13 protein-coding genes and 1 pseudogene are annotated in these 17069 nt (G+C 43.5%); 4 read left to right on the top strand and 10 right to left on the bottom strand.

Translation table 11 applies throughout. The features are described 5' to 3' along the window. The coding region (locus BMZ99_RS24220; RefSeq protein ID WP_139214845.1) for an IS3 family transposase at window positions 1-227 on the top strand (227 nt) is incomplete at its 5' end. A gap of 124 nt (window positions 228-351) precedes the next feature. On the opposite strand, the gene BMZ99_RS24215 is transcribed toward BMZ99_RS24220, so the two are convergent. After that, entirely contained in the window at window positions 352-1335 is a 984-nt protein-coding gene (locus BMZ99_RS24215) for a helix-turn-helix transcriptional regulator (RefSeq protein ID WP_090944105.1), read from the bottom strand. A gap of 398 nt (window positions 1336-1733) precedes the next feature. Between BMZ99_RS24215 and BMZ99_RS24210 the strand changes: the two genes are divergently transcribed. Further along, window positions 1734-3926, top strand: a complete 2193-nt coding sequence (locus BMZ99_RS24210; protein ID WP_090944100.1) for a TonB-dependent siderophore receptor — start codon at window positions 1734-1736, stop codon at window positions 3924-3926. A gap of 82 nt (window positions 3927-4008) precedes the next feature. Here BMZ99_RS24210 and BMZ99_RS24205 read toward each other — a convergent pair whose 3' ends face one another. Continuing rightward, window positions 4009-5301, bottom strand: coding sequence for a PepSY-associated TM helix domain-containing protein (locus tag BMZ99_RS24205; protein WP_090944098.1), 1293 nt, complete (start codon window positions 5299-5301; stop codon window positions 4009-4011). A gap of 384 nt (window positions 5302-5685) precedes the next feature. After that, window positions 5686-6684 carry a helix-turn-helix transcriptional regulator gene (locus tag BMZ99_RS27275; RefSeq protein WP_245755145.1) on the bottom strand — a complete coding sequence of 333 codons (999 nt, stop codon included), beginning with the start codon at window positions 6682-6684 and terminating at the stop codon, window positions 5686-5688. A gap of 385 nt (window positions 6685-7069) precedes the next feature. Between BMZ99_RS27275 and BMZ99_RS24190 the strand changes: the two genes are divergently transcribed. Continuing rightward, the gene (locus BMZ99_RS24190) at window positions 7070-9244 is read left to right on the top strand and encodes a TonB-dependent siderophore receptor (protein WP_090944095.1); all 2175 of its coding nucleotides are present in this window, start codon (window positions 7070-7072) and stop codon (window positions 9242-9244) included. A 113-nt stretch (window positions 9245-9357) separates the two neighbouring features. Here the strand turns inward: BMZ99_RS24190 and BMZ99_RS24185 are convergent, their stop codons facing one another. From BMZ99_RS24185 to BMZ99_RS24165, 5 genes and pseudogenes are all read right to left on the bottom strand, one after another. Continuing rightward, window positions 9358-11070, bottom strand: a complete 1713-nt coding sequence (locus BMZ99_RS24185; RefSeq protein ID WP_090944092.1) for an ABC transporter ATP-binding protein/permease — start codon at window positions 11068-11070, stop codon at window positions 9358-9360. Window positions 11071-11242: 172 nt separating this feature from the next. Then, window positions 11243-11797, bottom strand: a complete 555-nt coding sequence (locus BMZ99_RS24180; protein ID WP_090944089.1) for a hypothetical protein — start codon at window positions 11795-11797, stop codon at window positions 11243-11245. Then, a complete protein-coding gene (locus BMZ99_RS24175; protein ID WP_090944086.1) occupies window positions 11797-12939 on the bottom strand; it encodes a [Fe-Fe] hydrogenase large subunit C-terminal domain-containing protein in 1143 nt (380 codons plus the stop codon). Before BMZ99_RS24175 ends, BMZ99_RS24180 begins: the two co-directional genes overlap by 1 nt. Next, complete coding sequence (locus tag BMZ99_RS24170) at window positions 12897-13403, bottom strand: hypothetical protein (protein WP_090944083.1); 507 nt, start codon at window positions 13401-13403, stop codon at window positions 12897-12899. Before BMZ99_RS24170 ends, BMZ99_RS24175 begins: the two co-directional genes overlap by 43 nt. A gap of 56 nt (window positions 13404-13459) precedes the next feature. Beyond that, window positions 13460-15420 (bottom strand): annotated as a pseudogene (locus BMZ99_RS24165) (TonB-dependent receptor plug domain-containing protein). A 146-nt stretch (window positions 15421-15566) separates the two neighbouring features. Between BMZ99_RS24165 and BMZ99_RS24160 the strand changes: the two are divergent. Continuing rightward, on the top strand, window positions 15567-16250 hold the full coding sequence (locus tag BMZ99_RS24160) for a Crp/Fnr family transcriptional regulator (RefSeq protein WP_245755144.1): 684 nt from the start codon (window positions 15567-15569) through the stop codon (window positions 16248-16250). A 103-nt stretch (window positions 16251-16353) separates the two neighbouring features. Here the strand turns inward: BMZ99_RS24160 and BMZ99_RS24155 are convergent, their stop codons facing one another. Beyond that, complete coding sequence (locus BMZ99_RS24155; RefSeq protein WP_090944077.1) at window positions 16354-16647, bottom strand: hypothetical protein; 294 nt, start codon at window positions 16645-16647, stop codon at window positions 16354-16356. A gap of 201 nt (window positions 16648-16848) precedes the next feature. Beyond that, on the bottom strand, window positions 16849-17069 hold a 221-nt coding region (locus BMZ99_RS24150), incomplete at its 5' end, for a group II intron maturase-specific domain-containing protein (RefSeq protein WP_281246863.1).

Raw genomic sequence — 17069 nt, 5'->3', positions numbered from 1 at the left:
AAAGCATGTCCAGGGTCTCAAGATGCATAGATAACGGTCCTATGGAGGCATTCTGGGGAATGATGAAATCAGAGATGTATTATCTTAAAAAGTTCAATTCCTACGACGATTTGGAAAAGGCGATCAACGAATACATAGAGTACTACAATAATCATCGATATCAAAAGAGGCTCAACTGTATGACTCCACTAGAGTATAGACAGTATCTTTTGAATACAGCCGCATAAAAAAATGATGCCAACCACAACTCAATGATTGGCATCATAAAACTTTTTGTTTTTATACTGTCTACTTGACAGGGGGCACTTCAATCGTAAGGCACGGTAATGGTTCTTTTTCATTTTAAGTTCTTTATAGCCCTAGGGATTTTCTAAAATGGCTTGGAGTGACGCTGTGAATTTTTTGAAAAGCAGCAGTAAATTGACTAGCACTTTTATAGCCCAGCGTTGTTGCAATATTATGAATGCTCATATCATCATTGCCTAATAACTGCAGAGCATATTTCATTTTTTCCCGTCGTATGTATTCAGCAATGGTCACTCGATACAAGCCTTTAAATCTCTGACGCAGTCTAGTAGTACCCATTTCGGCAATGATTGCCAGCTGCTCAATTGTCGGCGGATTTAAGATGTCCTCATCTAAAGCTGCCTTAACCTGCCAAATATACTTTTTGTTTTGATAGGTCAGCCTATTTCGCATTTGCTTCTCGGTGTGTTTTTTACAATATACTTCATGCTTAACATTACACCTAATCAGACCTAAAATCTCCAGTACCTTACCCTCAAAATACATTGGCGGAGCAATTGCCCATCTAATGCCATATTTCAGCTGTTCAAAGGCCATTGCCAGCTCAGGGGTATTATACTGCGTACTGAGCCAATGCAAAGCGTCGGCTGCAGCAAACGGCTCCTCCCCTGATCGGTTCTGAAAATACCTGGCAATATGATCAGCGGTGATCAAAATGCTAGTATATAGAATCCGCTCAGTATGGTTAAAGACCATTTTAAACGGACGTCCTTGACTGACAAAGACATAAATTCCACCTGTCTGGAGCTTTTTTGGCTTTTTCCCTTTTTCGATAATGGTAGCATCACCACTTTCAAAGAAGCATAACCACAAGAAATGCTGCTGCGTATTATATTGAAAAGTAACCGGATAAGGCAGCGTAAAATAAGCGTTGCTAACCACTAAATCCGGGTCAGGGTGCAAATCGATAATCCAGCTGTTGCCCTGACCAGGGGGCAGAATAATGTACCGGTTCCCATTACCATGATCTGTTTTTTTTCCTCCCACTTGGAAGGCTAATTCACTATGTCCTAATGCAAAGAATTCCACGTCTCCAGCTCATCCCTCTCATACCTATGCTACCTTTTAACTACCTAGGATAATCATACCACAATGCTCCAGATAACAACTATCTTTTATTGACAGACTCCTGCCGATTTTCCTCACAAAAATCAATAGATTTACAGCGGATGAAATGATAACAATTCTCAAAAAAATCAATTGCCAGCAATTTATAAACCTCAATTTAAGCGGGTTTCACTCGCTTGTTCCGCCGATACCTCCTTGTTATAATAGCTTCAAGCTAACCATCAGTGGCCACTGATAACAGCTAATTGATACCTATATTTTTTTAGAAATAATGAACATCATTCTTACTGGTTAGCTGTAATGATCATACCGAACTACTACATATATTTTGAACTAAGACAAGGGAGTCGATGGCTTGCATGAAGATAAAAACCACTCGTACCAGACAAAAACTGCTTTATGCCTTGATCGGCAGCAGCCTATTCTGGAGCGCACCACTCATTTCCCACGCAGCGGAACAAACGGAAGAACCGCCTGCCACTATAGAAGCCCCTTCTGCCGAACAGCAGGAATTTTCCTTAGAAGGCGTTGAGGTAATCAGTAACAAGATAAAGGACAGTTCACTGGATAGGGGCTACGTTGCTAAGCGCAGTAGTGTAGGTACTAAAACAGATACCCCGCTCAGTGAAACAGCTCAGTCCATCAGCGTAATCACCAGGGAGCAGCTGGATGCCCGAGGGGTGACCGACCTATTCGACGCCTTAAGCTATACGCCTGGCATCAGCGATGTAACCTATAACCGGGACAGCCGATACTTTAGCACAAATATCCGTGGCTTTGCCGTCAGCAATACGACTTACGTCGACGGATTAAATATGGTCGACACTGGCTGGGCAAGTACCAATACTGACCAATACAGTTTTGATCGCATCGAAGTGCTGCGCGGTCCTGCCTCTATTCTTTATGGCGCCGCCACCCCTGGGGGAATGATTAATCAGGTGTCCAAGCGTCCAACCAGTACTGAATTGCGAGAAATTCAGTTACAGATTGGTAATGGCAATCAATTCAGTACTGCTGTAGATATGAGCGGTCCATTGCAGAAAGACGGTAAACTGCTATACAGACTGACAGGACGCACCACCAAAGAAGATTTGTATGTTGACAATAGCAATAGTAAAAACTATTTTATCGCACCAGCACTGACATGGCTTCCTAACGATAATACAAGCTTTACCCTGTTGACGCATTTTCAGAAAGACGATATTAATGGCAATTATGATTATACGCGCAATGTTTATCTTCCAGGGTACCCCTTGTATGGATTCTCTAATAAGCTATTTATTGGAGAATCGAATTATGACAAATATACCCGTGACGCGAAGCAGATTGGCTATATTCTCGAACACCGCTTTAACGATACTTGGTCTGTAACCCAAACCGCTCGCCATTTAGACTTATCCTATCTCTTTAGAACAGCCGATGAGGCTGCATTGGCAGCCGATGGACGCACCCTTACCCGCACAGGTCGCTATGCAACTGGTGACTTAAGCACAAACACGATTGATACCCACTTTCAGGCAAACTGGTCTACTGGCCCAGTTTCTCATGTTACGCTGTTAGGATTTGATTTCTTGCACAAAAACATTCAATCTCGCTGGGGAAAGGGTCCTTTACCTTCTCTTGATTTAATCAGCCTGAACTACGGGCAAGCAATTACACTTCCGGCATTTTCAAGAATTACAGATGAAACGATCAGCCAAAACGGCTTATACGTACAAGATCAGATAAAATTTGGTGGTCGCTGGACTGCACTAGCTGGGGGGCGATACGATCGATATAAAAATGATTCACTTAATCTTAAAACCGGCCTTCATACACGACTTAATCAAGATGCCTTTACTGGCCGCCTGGGATTAGTCTACGATGCAGGCAATGGGGTGATGCCTTACGTCAGCTATAACGAGTCCTTTGAAGCCCAATCCGGTACCAGTCGACTCGGTGATTCTTTCGATCCTACCACCGGTCGTCAATATGAGCTGGGTATTCAATATCAGCCAGCCAATAGCAACGCCCGTTTTACTGCCGCCATTTTTGACTTGCGAAAACAAAATGTGCTGACTACCGATCCTGTAGACGATACTTTTAGCATTCAAACCGGCGAGGTGACTTCTAAAGGCCTGGAACTAGAGGCGAATATCGCGGCTTTCAAAGGCACGAATCTAACGGCTTCTTACACCTTACTCAATCACAAAATTACTAAGGACACTGATCCAACGCGAATCGGTCTTCGCACTGAAGGTGTCCCCCGTCACAGTGCCTCCATCTGGCTGGATACTACCTCCCCAACTGAAGAGAAAAAGCAAGGCTGGAGCTTTGGCACCGGACTGCGCTATATCGGCTCCCGTCATAATTATGATAACCTCCATAAAGTGGGCGGAGTATGGCTGACCGATGCCCTCGTCCGCTATGATACCGGCAATTGGCGTTACTCTCTCAATATCCATAACGTCTTTGACAAGCATTATATCATTGGCGATTTTGCTTCTACCAACTACTACAATACCGTCGATGAGGGCCGCACCATCCAACTTACAGCGACCTGCCGGTGGTAGACATTTCACCCATAAGTAAAAAACCATTACTGCATCCTTTATAGTAAGGTGCAGTAATGGTTCTTTTCCTTTTACCCCATAATTAACTTCGCAGCCAGTAATATCCAGTGAGCACAAGGGGGATTGCTAAAGCAACCGCCGATATGATACTCCATTCCTTCCCAGCCAGAGGCGCAATCATTCCAAATAATGTAACCATTATAATGACCACTGGCAGCAGCCAAATTTGCCTGGAGGACTGCCGTACAGAAAGGATCTTTTTAGTCTGATTCTTACTCGCTGCATTGCTTTTGTTCGGCCTGAATTTGACAAACCAGGCATATATTCCAGTGATGATCATGATGCAGGTCAAGGCGTCCGTAATAAACCATAGGATTTTTAACGGCAAGGTGTCGTGATTGCTGAAATGGACTGGATTAGCCATCAGAAGCGTCTGGATATACCAAGGCTGTTGAATGATAGCGGTAATCTTTCCCGTCGACGCATCAACCCAGACAGGTTGATTGAAATGTGCCTCCCAGCCTTCCCCCTTTGTGCGAAACGTATAATGCCAGCGCATTTTTCCGTTTTCTTGAGGCAGTTCTATTCCCGTTATTCTGCGGCCAGGCACGGCGGCTTGTGCCGCTTCCACTGCTTCATCAAGAGAAATATGCTGGGCAGGAAAAGGTTTGCCCTGATGATTCATCAAAAATTCCTTGCGTATGCTTTCATTCCAAGCATTATGAACCGGATCAGCAAATATAAAAATAAAGCCACTTAAACTTAATAATAATACCCAGGAAAGTGTCGCAATCCCCAATAATTTATGCCAGTCCATCCAATAGATACGCCGATGGGAAGAACGAATCGTTCCAAAGGAAATGTTTTTCATAAAAGGTGCATACAGCCAAATGCCCGAGATCAAAGCTACAACGCTCAATCCGCACATCGTTCCGAATAAGTTCCTGCCGAATGACCCGAGGTACATATCGACATGCATCCTGTAGGCAAATTCGATAAATTTTGGTATTATTTCATACCGTACTTGCTCATTAGACCGCTCTATAAATTGACCTGTATTCAAATCTAGACGAGCATACTCATTATCCTTGTCTTGAGACTGCAAGGAAAAAATGTTCCTATGCCTTTCATGATACAGATAGACAGCACGCAGCTTGTAACCAGGGTAACGTTCCAGCACTGCTTCCGCCTGCTTCCCCACAGACAGTTTTGTAATATCTGCTAAGGATGCTTCTGAAGCTACAGGTACACTAACTTGATTAAATGCCGCCATTTCCCGGCTAAAAATCAGAGGTAGGGCACTTGCACACATACTCAGCAGAAAAACGGCACAAATCAAACTTGCCCATTTGTGAATCTTATACCAATATTTCATTCATTCGAAAACTCCTTCTCTCTACATTACCAGGACACTCCTATACAAATGGTGAAACATACTGCAGCATTTTTTGCAATTGTTATGCAGAAAGCATTTAATAATAATTATCATTATCATCAAATGCTTAAAAATTTATCTTATCTGCAGCGCTTTTTAATTATGCAGTACACTAAACCAGCTGAAAATTGATGACCTTTATTAGTATAACAACCCGCTCTTTCTTTCGTCAAGCATTCTAACTTCGACAAAGCAATTCCGAGCAAACCTGTCTTCTCTCAAAAGTCAAGACTACCGTTAGTATTACAATGCTACTGCAGATCATGCAGTGATATAAAAGAGTAGAAATATGTCATTTTAGAGTATTTATAATTCTTTTAAACATCAAAATAACGATTTTTTAAACTCACGAGGCGTCATCCCATAGGTTTTCTTAAACGCTGTGGCAAATTTTCCGGGACTTTCATATCCCACGGCAGCGGCAATTTCCTGCATCGTCATGCTATGTGACATTAAGCGTGCCGCCTGCTTCATCTTTTCCTGATGCACATAGCTGCCAATGGAAACTCCAAAACAAGCCTTAAAACATTTACGCAGTTTGGTAACGCCCATTTTCGCAACAATGGCAAGCTGCTCAGTCGACGGCGGGTGATGAAAGTTTTCATCCAGCATGTCTTTTACCAGCCAAACGTTTCTGCTTTCTCGCCAGGCTGCAAAACGATTCCATATCCCCTCTGCAGAAAAATTTTTCTGATATTGCACATTGCGCAGAATAATCGCCAATATCTCCAGCATCTTCCCCTCATAATACAGGTGCGGGATACGTGCCTCACCCCTCAGAGCATACTTTAACTGCTCAAATACCACCACCAGATCTGGTGTATTATAATGCTGACTTTGCCACTGCAAAGCGTCCGCAAGCTGAAAAGGATCATCCACACAATTTCTCCGTACATGGGCTGCAAGAAAATCATCACATACCAGCACACTTGTCCACCAAACCGGCTCATCAGCACCAATAACCAGCTTAACGCTCTGTCCCCGGTGCACCAGTACATGAATGCCTCTTTTCAGGCGCCTGGCTTTTTTCCCTGGTTCAATCATGGTAATATCTCCTCGCTCCACGGAACAAACCCACACACCCATTGGCACAACCCCATAGCAGTACGTTACCGCTTCTTTTACCATGAAACGAGCATAACTGGCCACAAATCCTGGTGATGGAAAAGTATCCAAAAGGTAACCTCCGCTGCGATCATTTGTATAGTAGTCGTTAAAATCCGGCGGCAGGCAATAAATATGTGCATCACCGTCACGGTTTTCCTTACATCCTAAATGCTTTGCCAGTCCACTACTGCCTAACTTGTACTCATTAGTTTCCACAATCATCATCCTTCCAAGAAGCGCAGACAGCCTATATTGATCTGCAAATTACTTTTTTATTATAACATGATAAAATTGGCAATTTCTTATAAATTGCCCAAAACAACTCGTTTTTTTCCCTTAACGACAAGAAAAATTCTATGAAGGTGTCCAAGAACCCAGCGATTGCCCCATAATTCCCAATCTGAATTCTGCCTGCTACCTATGTGCTGCCCTGCTTCTCAGCAGTTGACGCTGGTAAATTCGTCTTGTTATACTGAGACAATCCGGATTGAGAACAATTATTATTATTAATGAGAGACACCACTTTTTGTATTATAGATCGTTCTCATCATAATTCCAAGAGGTGTCTTCCATGCAAATACAAAGGAGTCGATGAACAAATATGCAAAGAAAATTTTCCCGTACAGGGAAAAGCCTTCTCTATGCTCTGATTGGTAGCAGCCTGCTCTATCATATGCCACTTGCTTATGGCGCAGAGGAACCAGCAGATTCAACCATCGCAGAAAAGGCTCAGGAGCAAAATGAATTCACCTTAGAAGGAGTGGAAGTAACAGCGGCAAAGAACAAATTGGACAATGGCTATGTAGCGAAACGCAGCAGCGCCGCCACCAAGACTGACACACCGCTGGAAGAAACCGCCCGTTCTATCAGCATCATTACCAGAGAACAGATGAATGCCCGAGGCGTCACCGACATGTTTGATATTCTAAGTTATACTCCAGGCTTTAGCGATATGGGATATAATAATCGCGGCAACCGTTATGGCTATTACACGCTGCGCGGCTTTGGAGGCACTTCCTTTACCGATGGGCTGCGCAGTGCCAGTGGCGGTTTTGCGGTTTCAAACTATGACCCCTACAGCTTCGAACGGGTAGAAGTTCTGCGTGGTCCGGCGGGAATTCTTTATGGCACTACAAATCCCGGCGGTGTCGTAAATCAAGTGTCCAAACGTCCCACTGCCGAACCTCTGCGGGAAATCCGGCTGCAAACTGGTATTGATCATGAATTAAGCGGTGCTTTGGATATTAGTGGACCAGTCAACGACAATGACAAACTGCTGTTTCGTCTGACCGCTCTTGCCAGTGAAGAAGACCTGCCTGTCGACTATAGCAGCGCCGAACGTCAAATGATTGCTCCTGCCCTCACCTGGCGGCCGAATGAAAATACAAGTCTAACCCTATTAGCACATTACCAGAAAGATGACATCAAGGGCGACTCTTACAGTTCGATTTCACAATATCAGCCTGGAAGTTTGTTGTATGGTTATAAATCCGGAACCATGTTTCTCGGCGAACCCGATTATGACCGTTTTCTCCGAGAAGATAAACAAATCGGTTATATCCTGGAACACCGATTTAACGATACCTGGTCCGTCACCCAGAGCGCACGTCATTCCAACATTTTTACTGGAATGAAAGCACTGAGTGTAACTAGCATAACAGATGGTATCGCCAGCCGTTCAAATGATTATTATAAAAGCGATCTCAGCGCCAACCTCATAGATACGCATTTCACCGCCAAATGGTCCGGCGGTGCAGTTGATCATACTACATTGCTTGGCTTTGATTATTATAATTACAACTATGACTACTACTGGTTCACGGGTTCAGCCCCCTCATTAAACCTTCATACGCTAAATTATGGTCAGACAGTTACCACACCAACAACGATTTCATATCTGACAGATACCGATGTGAAGCAGACTGGCTGGTATCTCCAGGATCAGCTCAAATTTGGCAAACGCTGGACGGCAACTGCCGGCGGACGCTATGACCGCTACAACAGTTACACAACAAACCGTTTGAGCGGAGCACGTACCATCATCGATCAGAATGCCTTCACCGGACGCCTTGGATTAGTCTATGACGCCGGCAACGGGCTATTCCCCTATGTGTCCTATGACGAATCCTTCGAGGGCCTAGCCGGGTCAGACCGCTACGGCAATTCCTTTGACCCAACAACAGGCCGGCAATACGAACTGGGGATACAATATGTTCCGGAGAACAGCAATGCCCGTTTTACAGCCGCAATCTTTGATCTTCGCCAGCAAAATATTCTGACCACTGACCCTTTAAATGAAAGCTTAGGCGGCAGCTTCAGCGTACAAACTGGCGAGATTGCCGCTAAAGGCTTGGAGCTGGAAGCCACGGTAGCAGCCTTTAAAAATCTAAATGTTACCGCAGCCTATACTTATATGCCAGACCATAAGATTACCAAAGACAACAATCCAGCCAAAATTGGCCGCCGAACATCAAATGTCCCACGCCACAGTGCTTCCTTATGGATCGACACTTCAGCTCCTGGCAAGGAACAAAAGGGCTGGGGATTAGGCGGTGGACTGCGCTATATTGGGTCACGATATAACAGCGCCAATACGAGAAAAGCCAGTGATGTCATCGTAGCCGATGCCATGATTCGATATGACCAAGGCGAATGGCGCTACGCCCTTAACGCTCATAATTTATTTGACAAACACTATAACATGTCACCCGGCAATACTGTTGATGGCCTTGACCCAGGCAGAATTATCCGTCTGACAGCTACTCGACACTGGTAGAGAACCTTCCAAGGCGAAGAGCAAACCGTTATCCTTACAGTGACTCACTGATAAGATAATTTCATAAAATAGAAGCAACCGCCGGATACCGGCGGTTGCTTTACTATTCCTTGTTAGGCCACTAAATCCCAGCATCCTTTTCCTTTCATGGTCAGGATTTTCTGATGATAGACAAATAAGTCCTTACGATGGCCAACGCTCATGACTCCCGTGCCCTTTAACTCACTGCGAATCAGACTGTATAGTTTTTTCTCCGTAGCTTCATCCAATCCGGATGTAGCCTCATCCAAGAACAGCCATTGCGGTCGCTGTAAAATGGCTCGGGCAAAGGCAATGCGCTGCTGCTCACCCAGGGAAAGAACATGTGACCAGTTCTCCTGATCATCCAAGCGTTCCAGTAAATGCTCCAAACAACATTTCTTTAGAATTCCCTGAATTGATTCTTCCGAATATTCCTGGCTGGATCGTGGATAAAGCAGTGCCTCCCGTAAGGTACCGACAGGTAAATAGGGTGACTGTGGTAAAAATAAACACTGCTGATTTTGAGGAATGTAAATATGTCCCTCGCCAAAAGGCCAAATCCCGGCGATTGCCTTAATCAGCGTACTTTTGCCGCAGCCGGAAGATCCAGTAATCAGTAACGATTCGCCAGGCTGCAGTCTCATGGCAAAATTATCAAGCAATAGCTCCCCATTCGGCAGCTTAAGGTTCAAATTTTCTACGGAAAAAGCCGCCTCGGGAGCTTCTATAATTTTAATTGACTGTTTCTGGCCCAATCTCTTAAACTCTTCCATGGTATCCATCAAAATAACCAATCGTTTTACAATGGCTTTTAGCTCTGTAATCTCTTTATACCAGCTTGAAAAAAATAGGAGTGACCGTTGTACCTTTTCAAAAGCTCCTGTAACCTGCATCAGTCCTCCCAACTGAAGCTCTCCGCTAAAAAAGCGCGGAACCGCAACAATATAAGGGAGAGGTTCTGTACCCCTGCATAAGAAAAAAATTAAACTATCTAAGATTTTCTGGCGTTTTATGGATCGCTGAAGATTATCATACACTTTTTTGAAATAATTACTAAGCAAATGACGTTCCCGATTCTCTCCAGAGTACAATGCAATCTCCTCTGCATATTCCCGCAGACGCACTAAGGCAAAACGAAAATTTGCTTCATAACGCTGCTGCAGAAAATTGAGCTGTACCAGAGGATGCCCCATTTTCCCCATAACAAAATCCACCATCAAAGCATATGCCACAGCAATCCAAACCATATCACCGTGAATGGTGATACTTGACTCCCGCCAAGACAAAGAAAAACTACCTGACAGCTCCCACAGAATCAATGTAAAACTGCATAAAATTCCAAGATTGTATAAAAACCATAAAAAAACCTTCAAAAGAGAATCAATAAATAACTTTACATCTTCACAAATCATCTGATCCGGATTATCAATCCCGTTATCCTGGAGCTGTAGACAATAATATTTTTTTGACTGCAAGTATTCTCCCAATAGCCGATCAGTCAGCCAGCTGCGCCAGCTCACCGCCAACAGCTGACGCAGATAGTTTTGGTAGACACTTACCGCCCAAGCTGCCAGAATCAACCCACCCCAAAGGTACAAAGAATCCAGGAATGCCGTCATATCCCTATCCTGCAATGTATTGAAAAACACATTACGCCATTGATTCAGCCACACCTGGATATAAACGCTGGTAATATTCAGCCCAATAATAACCATCAACAGCAATATCGCATAGTTTTTTGCCTTCGATCGCCAATAATGATTACCAACCCTCCAGATCCCTTGTAATAGGCTAAAATGCTCCACCTTTGCTCACCCTTCAAACGTATCATTTTGATACTGCCAATTTTTTATGAACATAATTATATTCGATAACGATAATCACTGTCAATTACGCTCTAACCTATTTCTACTAGATTAGCGATTCAGGATTGTAAAATATCACTGCCACCTCTTTGTCAGAGGTGGCAGTGATATTTTACAATCCTGAATCGGAGAGCTTCGTCCGACAGTAATCAAATACGTCTTCTGGTTTTTGCGTTAGCAGGAACTGAGCAATTTCTTCTTTAAGATGCTGCAAACGCAATTGTTCCCCTTCGGTTATCGTTCCATCATGAGTCTTATAAGCAAGCTTAATAAATTCATTAGGCAGCAATCCCGGCTTTAGGGTAATATTGAGTTTATCATTATCATAAGCAATTTCAAAATAATACTTGCCTCCCTGCCCATCAGCCGCATCAGGTGCCAGTTTATCAGCAGCTAGCTGCGGTTTAACCAGTAATGCATTTCTTCTCATCGCTCTGGTAACCATTTCAATACCATCGATAATGCCCGGTCCATATACCCCCAGCATCACCGTAATTCGGTCACGTACCGGAACCTCATCCGGTACTAATTCACGCAAGGCCAAATCCAGAAGTTTATACGCCAACGCGACACCGCCAATAAACTGCCTTCCGTGATATTTCAGCATATCGTTATAGTCTATGGTCAACAAATCATTACCATCTTTAATCGTAAGCGCCTGCTGCATTATATCCTCCCCCTGTCTTTTTCATAAGTATCGTAGTTTTTTATCTCCGGCCAAATGAAATCAGCTACATCTAATGTGCTGTTAAAGGAATCAAACGTCGCTGCTACCGCCTGCTGCAAATCAGCATTGCCAGGTGCTGACTTGGGCGGGACGACGCCGCCTGCCAGCATTTCACCAGTACCGGTACCGCTATCACAACCAGCCTTACAATTATATATCTCCAGCAAATCAGGCAGCGGCTCACCCGATTTTAGAGCCGTTTCATATTCCGTCAAATAGGGGTATACTTCGCTGCCGCTGATTTTTTTAAACAGCCTGTCCGGAAGTTGTTGGCTAAGACTTGTGCACACACTGCCGCTCGCTCCTAACGTTACTCCCTGTCCTTCCTTGCTGTCAGCGAAATCCACAGCGTCATATCGACTCAGATCAATCCCTTGCTCCATTATATATTGCTTTAACTTCCCCATCGTAACGCTATATAGAACTTTATTCCCGCTTTGCTGCAATTCCCTGCGTTTGGCAATACAGGGTGACAGGAAGGCTAGATCATCATCAAGCTGCCGATATTTCTTTAAATACACAGCACTGCACACTAGTGGACTATACACGGGCATCAAATGAGGGCGCAAAGCCGGCATATGATTCATAATATAATCAGTTACAGCGGCACAAGGCGATGAAATAAAGGGCTTGCCATAATTTTTTTCTAAGATACGGACATACACCCACAGCGTAATATCCGCCCGCAATACTACACTATAAAAATTTCTTACACCTAAAGATTGCAGATAACCAAATACCTGGCGGTAATCATTAAAGTGACGCTGAACTGCCGGGGCAACCAATAAAGAGATTTTCTTTCCCTTTGCTAAATCCTGCAGAAACAACTCTATATCGTCCTGATAGCCAACGGCTCTTTGCGGACAAATTCCTATACAAAAACCACAATTAATGCACCCCTGGGTTTGAGGCATTTCCATTGTCATTTCTGCACCCTTGATTTTATGTAAAGGACATTGCTGCAGACATTTATGACACTTTCGACAGCCGGGCAAAAGCAGCATTTCCCTGCTTTTGCTCTTATTATATGCGTTGGCTGCTATGACCTGGCCCCCTCCAGCCTTTTCATTATCAAATAGCATAGTACTCCTCCAATTGCTCCAGTGATCAACTGAGGGTAACCAAACATCATTTTCAGACCAGCCGCTAATTTTTCAGATAGATTCATCAAATCCACTAGGATTGAAATGGCCATATACATGCCCACCATTTTTAAACCAGCAGCTGCCCCAACTGCCAGCCAGCGATTGACAGTCAGCAGCATCCGATAACTGGCAACATACATAATATTGGCAGCAGCTATCGGAAAAATAAATAACGGACTTGGTAAAAATTGCTGCATCGCTGCAACCGTCGGCGCAGCTACAGCCAGTACAATCGCGGGCTTCCAGCCGCTTTTCTCCACTGCCAGCAGCAAGCAGGCATTCACTGCACTGCCGATAACAAACATGGAAATAAAAAAGGGAACAGGCACAAGCAGCCTGATGGATTGCAAGGCAATCATCAATGCCAGCAAAAGCGCGGCTCTAGTCAGTCTAAGATACATTGGTTACGCCTCCGTTTTTGAGTATCGGCTGCTCATGCAGCCAGTTCACTGGAATATTACAATTTAACTCTATAGCTCGTATGAATATAAGTCCCTTGGATCGATAAATCGTCATCCTTTTTATTTAATAGGTTATCCACCCCTACAATGATTGCGCTGTTGCTGCTAATTGCCTTCTCCAGATTTACGTTCCATAAGGTATAAGACTTATTCCTGCCAACGCCCGCCGAAGCTTCATATAGATAATTGCTGTAGGTCTCAGCCCATAAATTAGCCCGTAAACCTGCTGACTGCTCCACATAGGATAAACGAGAGGCTATTTTATGCCTGGCTCGATTAAAGAGTCTGCTTCCATCCGTGTCATTTACCGCATCCAGATAAGTATAACTGGTCGTCCAAATCATTTTCGCCGACAGCGGATGAACAACCTCCGCTTCTATGCCTTGAATAGTAGCTTTATCAATGTTTTTATATTGAATCGTACTACTGTCTATCATATCTTCTTCAATCATATTGCTGACCTTATTCGTAAAATAGGTAATTTTACCGGTAGTCCGCCCCAGTCACGTTCTAAGGAAAGCTCATACGAATTGGAGTCTTCTGAATTCAGGTTGGGATTCCCAAGCAAAGTCATTGCCTTACCGTTGCGTACTACCTGAGAATTAATATACAGCTGATTCGGTGTAGGACTGCGGAATCCTTTACTAACATTCAGCTTAACCCTAAGATCATCAGCCGCCTGATAAGTAAGTCCGAGTTTGGGGCTTACATTGCTGCCAAATTTATTACTGTCATCATACCGCAGCGACGTAACCGCGAGCAGCTTAGAAGATGCCTGCCATTCATCCTGGACATACAAGGCTGAATAATCAATATCAACTTTTGATCCCTGCAGAGTTTTTATTTCTCCAGAAACCGGGTCCTTGTAAGTTTCTGTATAAATTCCCTTGCCGGTTCTTACCCCCGTTCCGCGAAATTTTTCTGGCCGGTATTCACCGCCAAAAGTGAGCAGATGATCGGCTCCATAGTTCTTGCTTAGGCGTGCTTCAAAACCGGGAACCGTACGATGAGATTTACCGAAGTTCATAAATTTATTATTGGCAAGATTATGTACATCTACATTCTTATAATAATCTGATAAGTAGGCCCGGAAAAATAACGATGCATCGTCCTGCTGCTTACTGTAGCTCAGTGCATATTCGGTTCTCTCATTGTCATCATGAACCTCCGTTTTCACTTTGCCGGCCGGAGTCTGTTTAAAAACATGCTCCCGCGTATCTTCATCCATATAAGCCGCTGTAAATGTAAAAACTTCATTTTCACTGATATGATAATCCATCTTAGTATTGAAGTTATTGATTTTGCCAAAGGGCGCATAGGTTGTTCCATCATCCTTAAAGGAAGCATCATTCTTTAACTGGGCTCCTGAGAGGGTGATACCGTATTTGCCGATTCTGCCGGAGTCATAGGTAAAATGATAATTATCTCTTGCCCCCTCATTGCCCCCATACTCTCCATGATCAAACCGCAAAGTAAAGGCTTGATCGACAGGACTCTTGGTAATAATATTGACGACCCCTCCCAAAGCATCTGTACCATAAAGTGAATTGGCAGGTCCGCGAACAATCTCAATACGTTCAACATTGTCCAGATCAATGCGCTCCAGTTCATAGTTTTGGTCAATTTCCGAAGCAATTCGCTTACCATCAATTAAAATCATTGAAAATCTGGAATCGAAACCACGAATGGAAATCGCATTTTTGCCATCTGCTCGCATCACACTAACACCAGTGGCTGTACTAATGATATCTTTTAACGTCTGTGCCCCCCGGGCTTCGATATCGGCTTTGGTTATGACCTGAACGGCCGTAGGAACACTTTTTACATCCCTGCTGGTTTTCGTAGCGGTTACAACTACCTCAGACAGAGAAAATACCTCCTCTTCGCTTTCCTGCGCCTGAACAACAGGGACAGTCAGCAGCAGTGACAAGAACGCACATACTGTCTTCTTCTTCATCTTATTCCTCCCTAGCTTTACATCCTTACCAACGATTTTGCTGATAATGAAATTCTTTATCATTTACATCTGTTTATTATTATAATAGAATGAACGTATACTTTTCGTAGCTCATGTTACATTCTTTTGACAAGCTGGTGATAACGATGTCTGATATTCTGGAAATTATTGCTCATTGTCCGTTGTTTAAAAACTACTCCTCCTTGCAGATTAGGGAGTTTTTAGCCGCCACAAACTACAGTATTAACCGCTATAAGAAAAACCAACTTATTTTTCGAATGGATCAGCCAATTACTCATGTCGGGATTATTCTCACTGGCAGTGTAGAAGTCCAAAAAGTCATTCAGTCAGGTCGAATGATCAATCTAATTTATAAGGAAAAAGGCGAGATTATTGCGGAAGGTACTGTTTTCTCTACCATACCGACCTATCCCTGCCAAGTATCCTCACGGGAAACAACCGATGTTTTGCTGCTGCCTAAACAATACATGTTCCAGGCTCTGGGCTGCAATCCCAACCTTTTGACCAATCTTCTGCAGCTGATGTCTGATAAGCTCATCATGCTGAATACCAAAATCGAATTGTTATCCTATTGCTCGATCCAAAGTAAAATTGCTTTTTCTTTATTGCATTGTATAAGCCAAAATCCAATGGCACATGAGATTGAACTGCCCTATTCCAAAAAAGCCTGGGCCGAGCATCTCAATGTTCCCCGTCCGTCACTGTGCCGGGAATTGAGAAATCTATGCAAGACTGATATCATTACATTAAATAAGCGAACGATCACGATTGTGAACAGATCCCAGCTGGAAGCTATGCTTAATGAATAAGCTGATTTTTTGTTTTTTGACGCAGATATAGCATTTGCTGCAGTAATGGAGCTGTTGATAAGTTGAAAGAAGCAAAGGAATCCTCCCTTGCTTCTTTTGCATCCTACCTTCGAACGGATTCCCACGTTAACGACTGCATCATAAGCCTTATAGCATCACAAAATCCTTGATTGTAATAGATTTCTCCTGCAAGGATTTCTTTATCCGTAAAGTTCCCCTGCATTTTCTCGACAATATCAATGCCCTCTTTCGGTAAAATCTCCAATAACCTTTTTTTCAGCTGATGGTTTGACTGCACTGCCTGATAATATCCTTCTGAAACATGTTCTAAGCACTTTAGCTCTTCTGAATCGTGAAGCATTCTTAACTCTCGCACAGTCGATTCAAAAATACGCATCACAGCAGCCCCTCTGCAGTAAGGTATAACGCATAATCATTCACTATCACTTTATATTCCCCCATTTTGGCTGTGCCAAAAGGCAGCAGCCCTTTTAATGGGATAGAGTAAGGGGTAGAATAATTCTACCCCTCCTCATCAAACCGTACGTGAGGTTCTCCCTCATACGGCTTTCCGACATTCTTCTTCCTTCAGCTTTCGTTATCCAACAAGTTTTAATAGACCAGATTGATACATCATCCGCCACACTTCTTTAATTTCTGACAGATGTTTTCTTACTTGCCGCTTTTTATTCCACCATATTGTAAACCGTACTACAATGTACCAATCTATCTTCTTAAGGCTTTTCCTAGCGCTTTTGAATCCATAGTAGTTACGCCATCCTCTAATTTTGGGGTTTAGCTTTTCTATTAAGCTTTTCA

Origin of the sequence: Pelosinus propionicus DSM 13327 (genome assembly GCF_900114615.1) — a bacterium.
Classification (GTDB): domain Bacteria; phylum Bacillota; class Negativicutes; order DSM-13327; family DSM-13327; genus Pelosinus; species Pelosinus propionicus.
This window is presented reverse-complemented; position numbering and strand designations above follow the sequence as displayed.

Coding starts and splice junctions, on each gene's coding strand:
- BMZ99_RS24210 (WP_090944100.1), top strand. CDS start 1,734: ATGAAGATAAAAACCACTCGTACCAGACAAAAACTGCTTTATGCCTTG.
- BMZ99_RS24205 (WP_090944098.1), bottom strand. CDS start 5,301: ATGAAATATTGGTATAAGATTCACAAATGGGCAAGTTTGATTTGTGCC.
- BMZ99_RS24190 (WP_090944095.1), top strand. CDS start 7,070: ATGCAAAGAAAATTTTCCCGTACAGGGAAAAGCCTTCTCTATGCTCTG.
- BMZ99_RS24180 (WP_090944089.1), bottom strand. CDS start 11,797: ATGCAGCAGGCGCTTACGATTAAAGATGGTAATGATTTGTTGACCATA.
- BMZ99_RS24175 (WP_090944086.1), bottom strand. CDS start 12,939: ATGCTATTTGATAATGAAAAGGCTGGAGGGGGCCAGGTCATAGCAGCC.
- BMZ99_RS24170 (WP_090944083.1), bottom strand. CDS start 13,403: ATGTATCTTAGACTGACTAGAGCCGCGCTTTTGCTGGCATTGATGATT.
- BMZ99_RS24160 (WP_245755144.1), top strand. CDS start 15,567: ATGTCTGATATTCTGGAAATTATTGCTCATTGTCCGTTGTTTAAAAAC.
- BMZ99_RS24155 (WP_090944077.1), bottom strand. CDS start 16,647: ATGCGTATTTTTGAATCGACTGTGCGAGAGTTAAGAATGCTTCACGAT.